The following is an 8,042-nucleotide window of genomic DNA, read 5'->3' as shown; positions in this document are numbered from 1 at the left end:
GCCTGGGGGCGCGACCCCGGCGGCGCTAACAAGATGTAGCGGCTTCGGTGGGGGGCGGCCCCCGTCCGGGGTGCCCGCCCCTCACGCATGTGTCACAGCCCCCGGCGCGGTGCCGGCGGAAGCGCCGCCGGCACCGGCGTCATCCCGGTCTCCTCGGCCCGCCCGAGCGTCCCGACCCGCTGCCACTGCGGCGGCTGCGGCTGGCCGCCGCCGTTCCGGGCGCTGTAGGCACCCGCGCTGTACGCGCTGTACGAGTTCCCTCCGTACGACCCCAGACCGTGCGTGCCGGTACTGAACGGGGCGGTCCCGAAGGCGACGAACCCCAGCGACTCCTCACCGCTGCGATCACCCGGCAGCGTACGGAAGCTCTTGACCCACTCCGCATAGAGCGAGTCATAGATCGGCGTGGCCGAGAGCCCGCCCGGGGCCTCCTGAGCCGCCCGGGCAGCGGGAACGGCGGAGAAGGACGGCCGGTGGGGAGGAAGGTCGTATGCGTGCACGTATGTCCAAACGACCGGATTCTTGAAGAGATGCGGCCCGTAGTTTTGCTTTTGGGGGTGCTTGCGCCCCGTAGGGGCGCGGGGAACTGCGCGACCAGCCACAAGCGGTCCGCACCCGCCAACCGGACCGCAGCCCCCTACCCCTTGGGCGTCCCTCAAACCCCCGCAAGTGGCAAGGCTGCCGCCACCAGCTTCCCGTTCGCCGCCGCCTTGTCGATCGCGTCGCGCAACAGGTCCTCCCGCGGCTGCCGCCCGATCGACCCCACCGGCGCCGCGAACATCAGCACCTGCTGGTGCTTGTTGGCGGCCGCCCGCCACCCGTCGGTCACCTGCAGCGGCTGATGCGCCTGCCACCACGCCACCGGCTGCCCGCCGGTCGGGCCCGGCTGCAGCACCGCGTGCAGCTGACCCACCGCCAGCAGCACCGACCACCCGTGCAGCACCGGCGGCACCGAGGTGAGCTCCGGCACCGGCATGAAGCCCTGCTCGATCAGGAGCGGCAGGAAGTCGTCGCCCACCCCGTCCGTGCCGGGCCGCACGATCGGCGACGTCGGCTCCACGACCAGCGCGGGGTGCAACTCCCCGGCGATCAGCACGAGTCCGCTGGTCACCCCGAGCACCGCCTGCTCGGGCACGGACTTCTGCGGCCCGCCGCCCGGCGCGCTGTCGCCGTTGATGGAGCGGACCGCCCCCTGCAGCTGCTCCTCGGTGACCTGGACGACCTGCGAGGGCAGGCACGTGGCGTGGGCGAAGGCGAGGACGGCGGTCTCGTCGCCGATGAACAGGACGGTGCTGGTGCGCTCCTGTTCGGAGTCGCCCGGGGTGCGGCAGGACGTGCAGTCGTAGCTGCCGGGGGCGTTGTCTCCGGCGAGCAGCCGGTCGGCTTCTTCGTCGCCGATCTCGGCGCGTACCTCGTCGCTGACGTCGAGCATGCGCGGCACGGTGGCTCCCTCGGGATGCGGTGCGTGTAGGCCCGGGTGGCTCCCGGTCCGTGAGCCCCCGGGGTCGCGGGCTCATGAAGAAGACAACGGGTGATCTGTGGTGGGGGTCACGCATTGGGGGGATCGGGATCGAACCATCCGCTGCGCAGGGTCACGCCTCGTGCGGAATCCGGCACTCCCCGTCAACTCTGCGCAAGCCAAAGGAGTTTGACGCGGTGAAGTGAATCACAGATCCGTCGAACCCATGGTCGACAAATACCGAAATCAGGGAATGTAGTGGGTGGCCGAAAATCGCTGCTACTCACGGTAACATCGAACTGGCCTGGCCTGACAGTGAGTTGGTTGATTTCGGACGTTCCCGATCTCTAGATTCCTCCGCCGTGTGCAACGAGCACCGCTCGGGTACGTCCGCCGGCCACAGCAGGCAGAGCACCACCGCAGCACCGGCCGCGGCGGACGGGGCGAGCGCGAGGAACCGCGTCCATCACGCGGGGACCGCGTCCCGCCTGGGGGACCCCGGGTATGTGGAGAGGGAAATACATGTCCGAGTGTGCCGATACCACCCGTGAGACCGTCGCCGCCAAGAACGGCTCCCGCAAGGGCCGTACGACAGCCGCCCTGGCCGGAGCGGCGCTGCTCGCCCCGCTGGGCCTGCTGGCGGCCACCGGCAACGCCGCGGCGGCGGACAACGGAGTGTGGGACCGCATCGCCCAGTGCGAGAGCGGCGGCAACTGGCACATCAACACCGGCAACGGCTACTACGGCGGACTCCAGTTCTCCGCCTCCACCTGGCGCGCGTACGGCGGCTCCGCCTACGCGACGACGGCCGACCAGGCCTCCAGGGAAGCGCAGATCGCCGTCGCCACCAAGGTCCAGCACGCCCAGGGCTGGAACGCGTGGCCGGTCTGCTCGGCGCGGGCCGGGGCGACCGGTTCGGCGCCCGAGAGCGCCTCGGTGACCACGAAGAGCACCACGGAGTCGGCGACGAAGCCGTCGCAGTCGTCCAAGTCGTCGACCACGTCGACCACCCGGAAGTCGACCCCTGCGGCGAAGACCCCGCAGCGCTCGGCGGACCGTACCGGCCGCACCTCGTCCGGCGGCGACTACACCGTCCGCAAGGGCGACACCCTGAGCGAGATCGCCGAGCGGCACGGCACCACCTGGCAGCGCCTCTACGCCGCCAACAAGGCCGTCATCGGCGACGACCCGAACCTGATCGTGCCCGGGCAGCGCCTCGCGCTCTGACGCGAACCCCCGCCCCGCACCGCCATGCCCCGCCCGGCCCGACCGGGCGGGGCCCGGTGCGCTTTGGGGGCATGTACATGCTTTGAATGAGGCGCGCGCGTGCTGATGTGAGGCTGATTCATGTGAGGACGGCACACTTCGAGTTCACGCTGCCGCAACCTCGTCCCTACCCGCGAGGTACGGGGGTTCTGTGCCGGAGCGGTGAATCTCTTATGCGGTGTCAGCTTCGGCGCGGACCGGCGGAATCGGAATGGAATGCAGGCGCCGGAGCACCCCGGATCCCCGCTCCCGGTTCTTTCCGGCGGCTTTTCGGAAGACCGTACCGGCATCGGGGAATTGCGCTCGAATGCGCCAGGAAGGCGCATGGAACCGCTCGTACGTGTGACGGAGTTCGACCGAAACGCGTGTCGTGGTTCTGTGACAGAAGTGTGACCGGGGACAGACGTGCGACTTCGGCTTCCGTCTCCGCCGGAAGCGGCCTAGCGTGGGCCGCATGGCACCGGACACCGCTCCGCCGACGGAGCCCCAGGACAGCCCGCAAGGGTACGTAGGCCTCGACGCGGGCGACGCGGAACGCTTCGCCCGGCAACGGGGGTGGACGACGGTGCGCTCGCTGCCGCCGGGAGCGATCATCACCATGGAGTACCGGACGGGGCGGCTCAACTTCGAGGTACGCGACGGCGTCGTGGCGCGCGCCTGGAAGGGCTGACCGCACGACGGCGAAGGCCCCGGTTCCCGCAGTGGGGAACCGGGGCCTTCGCCGTGCGGGGGCGGTCGTGCGTACCAGGACCCCGCTGTCGCGTCCGTACGGCCGTCAGCCGCCCGTCACCGGGCGGGCCGCCTGGGCGGCGGTGCCGCGCGGCTGCCGCTCGGGGTGCGGCGGGCGGCGGCTGCCCGCCGGGGTGACCGGGGTGCGCTCCGAGCGGGGGGTGTGCGGGCCGGGTGCCAGATGGATCGGGGCCCTGGGGGCGCGGGCCAGGGAGACCGGCTCGCGTTCCGGCGCCGTCTGCTCGACGGGCGCCGGACGCGGCTTGAGGACCACGGGCACCGGGACCGGGGCGGGCACCGTGCTGCCGCGGCGGGCGCGCCAGCGGTCGCGCAGGTCGAAGAGCGAGGTCTCGGCGCGGGCGATGAAGGGCTCGCACCAGGGCAGCGCCAGCAGGATCAGCAGCCCCGCGGCCCAGCCCAGCAACACGTCGCTCAGCCAGTGCGTACCGAGGTAGACGGTGGACATGCCGACGCCGAGGGAGGTGACCGCCGAGGCGGCGGAGAGCCAGCGGCGGGCTCTCGGGGTGGAGGCCAGATATGCCAGAATTCCCCAGGTCACCACCGCGTTGGCGGTGTGTCCGCTGGGGAATATATCGCCGCCCAGGCCCATCTCGTTCGAGCCGATGACGGTCGCGTAGTGCGGTCCGAGGCGTCCCATGCCGAGCTTGGCGGCACCGACCGTGATGTTGAGCAGCAGCAGGGAGGCGCCGAGCGTCAGCATCGGGCGCAGGGTGTGCTGTCGCCACGAGCGCCAGCCCAGCCAGGCGGCGACCATCACGGCGGTCGGGCCGCGCTGGCCGAGGACCACGTAGTAGTCGACGAACCAGTGGATTCCCGACCACTGCTGGTACGGCCGGAAGAACATGACCTGCCAGTCGAGCCGGACCAGCCACGACGTGATCACGACGGCCCACACGATCGCCAGGTAGAAGGCGAGGGTCGCGGTGAACAACACGACCCGGTGCCGGCTCATCTTCGGCACATCAATGTGGGCCGGCCGTTCCGGCTCACGGTCCAGCCTGGCGAACACCCGGTCCAGACGGGTGAGGTTTCGTTCGGTACGCACCCAATCGACGTTACAGCGAGTGAGCTCTGTTCCCGGTCGAAACTGCGGCTTTGTGATGACGATGTGATGTGGGAAACCTCTCAGGAGGCCTCCGAATTCTAAGGATTCCGTAATCCTCGGCGGGTCCGTCCTTCAATTCCTTTGATCATGCCGGGTCGCCGTTTTATGGCACTTATGAATTCGTTAACCAAAGCATGGGGTGGAATTCTCCGGCTGCTCATCGGAGCCGCCGAAATGATCATGGAGGTCCGGAGCCGTTCAGCCAGAACGCGCCATAGATCGCCGAGGCCACCGCCACACCCGCCGTGACCAGCGCCGATCTGTCGGTGCGTAGCCGGGCGAGGGCCTGGGCGAGCGGCAGCAGCAGCGGGAAGGCCGGCAGCAGCAGCCGCGGCTTGGACCCGAAGTAGCTCGACGCGCACAGCGCGAGCGCGAGGACGACACCCGTGTAGACCAGCAGGGGGAGTGGTTGCCGCCGGCGGACGCCGATCACGTAGAGCCACAGCAGGAGGCCGACACCGAGGATCAAACCCGCTCCGGCGAGAGCGGACGGAAATGACGTGAACTTGTCGGCCACGAAGCGTGCGAACGCATAGCCGCCGTCGAAGCCGTTACGCCAGCCCGCCTGGACGTCCAGGTAGCCCAGCGGGCCCCTGCCGGTGTGGTGGCCGACCCACAGGACATAGGCGGCGGCGCCGACCGGGGCGAGGAGCATGCCGAGCGCGCGACGCCAGGGCGGGGTACCGGTGATGGCGACGTGGGGGGCGCGTGACGCGTGTGGTGCACCGGTTGTCTGCGGGATGCGCCGGGCGCGGGCGGCGCTGGACACCTCGGGGGCGCGTTCGTCATCCCACGCGCCGCCCGGCCGATCTGCACCACCGTCCCGCGCGCCGCTGCTGCGATCCCGCACGAACGAGACCACCCCCGCCGTCCACACCGCCGCCACCACGGCGAGCCCCACCGGCCGGGTCAGCCCCGCCAGCGCGGCCAGCGCCCCGGCGGTCACCCAGCGGCCGGTCAGCACGGCGTACAGCGACCAGGCGGCCAGCGCGGTGAACAGCGACTCGCTGTACGCCATCGACTGCACGATCCCCACGGGCAGTACGGCCCACAGCAGCACCGCGCAGACCCCCACCCGTGGGCCGTACACGACGTCCGTGACCGCGAAGATCCCCCAGGCCGCCGCCAGCGAGGCGAGCAGGCTCACCGCGAACCCGGCGTCGGCGTACGACAGGGGCGCGAGCGCGTGCAGCAGGCGCTCCAACCAGGGCAGCAGCGGGAAGAAGGCCAGGTTGGAGTGGACGTCGCCGTTCGGCAGCCGTACCTCGTAGCCGTAGCCCAGTTCGGCGACCCGCGTGTACCACAGCGAGTCCCAGCGCGCCGTCAACAAGGTGTAGGCGCTCTTGCCGCGCGCCGCGCTCCATCCGGCCAGCACGACCAGGCCGAGGGCGCGTACGGCCACGTACCCGAGCAGGGCCGGCGCCGCCCGGCGCAGGGCCGGGGCGCGCGGTACCGCCATGGGTGCTTCAAGATCGGTCACGGGCTCGATTATCGACGGGACGCGGAACCGTCGGGTTCGCGCGGGCGTGATGCGGAGCGGGGACCGGGGCCGGGCCGTGGCGTACGCCACATGAGTTCTCCCGAGAGTGTGAGAGGTCCGCCACGTGCCCCCGGAACGAACTCGCGTACGCTGACGTGTCACTCGCGTTCGTATACGCGGGCCGGAGACCCCGCTCCTCTCCGGCCGTACGACGGGGCGTCCCCACCCCGCCCGTCCGCCGCACGCGAGGGACCATCTGGGAGGTACGTACATGTCCGGGACGACCACGGCCGCCGTACGTCCGCGCCGCCGTGCGGTGTCCGGGACCGGTGCCGGTGCCAACCGCTGGGTCGTCCTCGTCGTCCTCTGCGTCAGCCTGCTGCTGGTCGCCCTCGACGCGACCGTGCTGCACGTCGCGGTGCCCGCCGTCACCGAGGACCTCAAGCCCGGCGCGATGGAGCTGCTCTGGATCGTCGACGTCTACCCGCTGGTCTGCGCCTCGCTGCTGATCCTGTTCGGCACGCTCGGCGACCGGGTGGGCCGGCGCCGAGTCCTGCTCCTCGGCTACGCCCTGTTCGGCATCGCCTCCGCGGCGGCCGCCCTCGCGCCGAGCGCGGCGGCACTGATCGGGGCCCGGGCGCTGCTCGGCGTGGGCGGCGCGATGATCATGCCGGCCACCCTCTCCATCCTCCGGCAGGTCTTCCCCGACCGCCGTGAACGGGCCCTCGCCATCGGCATCTGGAGCGCGGTGGCGGCGGTCGGCGCGGCCGTCGGCCCCCTCCTCGGCGGCTTCCTCCTCGAACACTTCTGGTGGGGCTCCGTCTTCCTGGTCAACATCCCGCTGATGCTGGTCAGCCTCCCGGTGGGACGCCTCTTCCTCCCCGAGTCGCGCGGTGACCGCGACGGCCCCTGGGACGTGGTCGGCGCGCTGATGGCGGCGGTCGGCCTGTTCGGCGTGGTGTTCGCCGTGAAGCGTCTCGGCGGCGGCGAACCGGCGGGCAGCGCGCTGACGGTGGCGCCGCTGGTGCTGGGCGCGCTGCTCCTGGTCCTCTTCGTACGACGGCAGCGGCGGCGGGCGTTCCCGCTGGTGGACCTGAGGATGTTCGCGCGGCCGGCGTTCAGCACGGCGGTCGGCTGCATCGTGCTCGCGATGCTCGCGCTGGTGGGCCTCGAACTCATCGCCGCGCAGTACCTGCAACTGGTGCTGGGCCTGTCCCCGTTGCAGACCGGGCTACGACTGCTGCCGCTGACGCTCGCCGCGATGGCGGCGGGGCTGGCCGGGGCGCGGATGCTGCGACGCTTCGGGCCGCGCCGGATGGTGTGCTTCGGCTTCTGCCTGACCGCGGCGGCGGTGCTCACGCTGACGGCGATGGGCGGGGCGGACAACGCGGGCCTGCTGCTCTTCGGTTTCCTGCTGCTCGGCTTCGGCCTGGAGACCACGCTCTTCGGGGCGTACGAGTCGATGCTGAGCGAGGCGCCGGCGGCGCAGGCCGGCGGGGCGGCGGCGATCGGCGAGACGTCGTACCAGCTGGGGGCGGGGATCGGGATCGCGCTCCTCGGCAGCGTGATGAACGCGGCGTACGCGCCGGGGCTGGCCGACGTGCCGGGCGTACCGGCGTCGGCATCCGCGTCGGCGGGGCATTCGCTGGGCGAGGCGTACCAGGTCGCCGGCCGGCTGGGCGGGTCGGCCGGGTCGGCGTTGCGCCGGGCGGCGCGGGACTCCTACGTGCACGGTCTGCATGTGACGTTGCTGGTGAGCGCGGGGCTGTTGCTGCTGGGGGCGGTGATGGCGCTGCGGTTGCCGCGCATCATGCAGTGCGAGGAGACGGCCCCGGTGGAGGTCCCGGCCCCTCGCGAACCACAGAGGTCCCGCGTCTCGGCGTAGCCCTGCGGGGTGGGTGGGCCGACGTGTGGGAGTGCTTCGCGGTCGGCGGGTGCGGGCCAGAACCTTCTCCCACCCGCGCACCGCCCGTGCGGGTGGG

Annotated in this window: 7 protein-coding genes; 3 read left to right on the top strand and 4 right to left on the bottom strand. The window is 71.5% G+C overall.

Annotated features, from left to right (window positions below; translation table 11 throughout):
• Positions 1–92: 92 nt before the first annotated feature.
• Both ACFWPQ_RS35020 and ACFWPQ_RS35015 read right to left on the bottom strand, forming a co-directional pair.
• Positions 93–500 (bottom strand): hypothetical protein, encoded by a 408-nt coding sequence (locus ACFWPQ_RS35020; protein WP_384043859.1) that lies wholly within the window; start codon positions 498–500, stop codon positions 93–95.
• Between the two features lie 155 nt (positions 501–655).
• Positions 656–1,441: a hypothetical protein gene (locus tag ACFWPQ_RS35015; RefSeq protein WP_384043856.1), complete on the bottom strand. Its 786-nt coding sequence runs from the start codon at positions 1,439–1,441 to the stop codon at positions 656–658.
• Between the two features lie 540 nt (positions 1,442–1,981).
• Between ACFWPQ_RS35015 and ACFWPQ_RS35010 the strand changes: the two genes are divergently transcribed.
• Both ACFWPQ_RS35010 and ACFWPQ_RS35005 read left to right on the top strand, forming a co-directional pair.
• A complete protein-coding gene (locus ACFWPQ_RS35010) occupies positions 1,982–2,686 on the top strand; it encodes a transglycosylase family protein (RefSeq protein WP_384043853.1) in 705 nt (234 codons plus the stop codon).
• A gap of 493 nt (positions 2,687–3,179) precedes the next feature.
• Positions 3,180–3,395 carry an I78 family peptidase inhibitor gene (locus ACFWPQ_RS35005; protein WP_217555714.1) on the top strand — a complete coding sequence of 72 codons (216 nt, stop codon included), beginning with the start codon at positions 3,180–3,182 and terminating at the stop codon, positions 3,393–3,395.
• A 105-nt stretch (positions 3,396–3,500) separates the two neighbouring features.
• Here ACFWPQ_RS35005 and ACFWPQ_RS35000 read toward each other — a convergent pair whose 3' ends face one another.
• Positions 3,501–4,520, bottom strand: coding sequence for a phosphatase PAP2 family protein (locus ACFWPQ_RS35000; RefSeq protein WP_384043849.1), 1,020 nt, complete (start codon positions 4,518–4,520; stop codon positions 3,501–3,503).
• Positions 4,521–4,758: 238 nt separating this feature from the next.
• Entirely contained in the window at positions 4,759–6,060 is a 1,302-nt protein-coding gene (locus ACFWPQ_RS34995) for a mannosyltransferase family protein (RefSeq protein ID WP_384043846.1), read from the bottom strand.
• A gap of 271 nt (positions 6,061–6,331) precedes the next feature.
• Here ACFWPQ_RS34995 and ACFWPQ_RS34990 point away from each other — a divergent pair, with 271 nt between their 5' ends.
• Positions 6,332–7,945, top strand: a complete 1,614-nt coding sequence (locus ACFWPQ_RS34990) for an MFS transporter (protein WP_384043842.1) — start codon at positions 6,332–6,334, stop codon at positions 7,943–7,945.
• Positions 7,946–8,042: the final 97 nt, after the last annotated feature.

This window comes from Streptomyces sp. NPDC058464 (assembly GCF_042721035.1).
GTDB lineage: Bacteria > Actinomycetota > Actinomycetes > Streptomycetales > Streptomycetaceae > Streptomyces.
Note: the sequence above shows the minus strand (reverse complement) of the source record. Positions and strands in the feature narration are given on the sequence as shown.

Coding starts and splice junctions, on each gene's coding strand:
- ACFWPQ_RS35010 (WP_384043853.1), top strand. CDS start 1,982: ATGTCCGAGTGTGCCGATACCACCCGTGAGACCGTCGCCGCCAAGAAC.
- ACFWPQ_RS35005 (WP_217555714.1), top strand. CDS start 3,180: ATGGCACCGGACACCGCTCCGCCGACGGAGCCCCAGGACAGCCCGCAA.
- ACFWPQ_RS34990 (WP_384043842.1), top strand. CDS start 6,332: ATGTCCGGGACGACCACGGCCGCCGTACGTCCGCGCCGCCGTGCGGTG.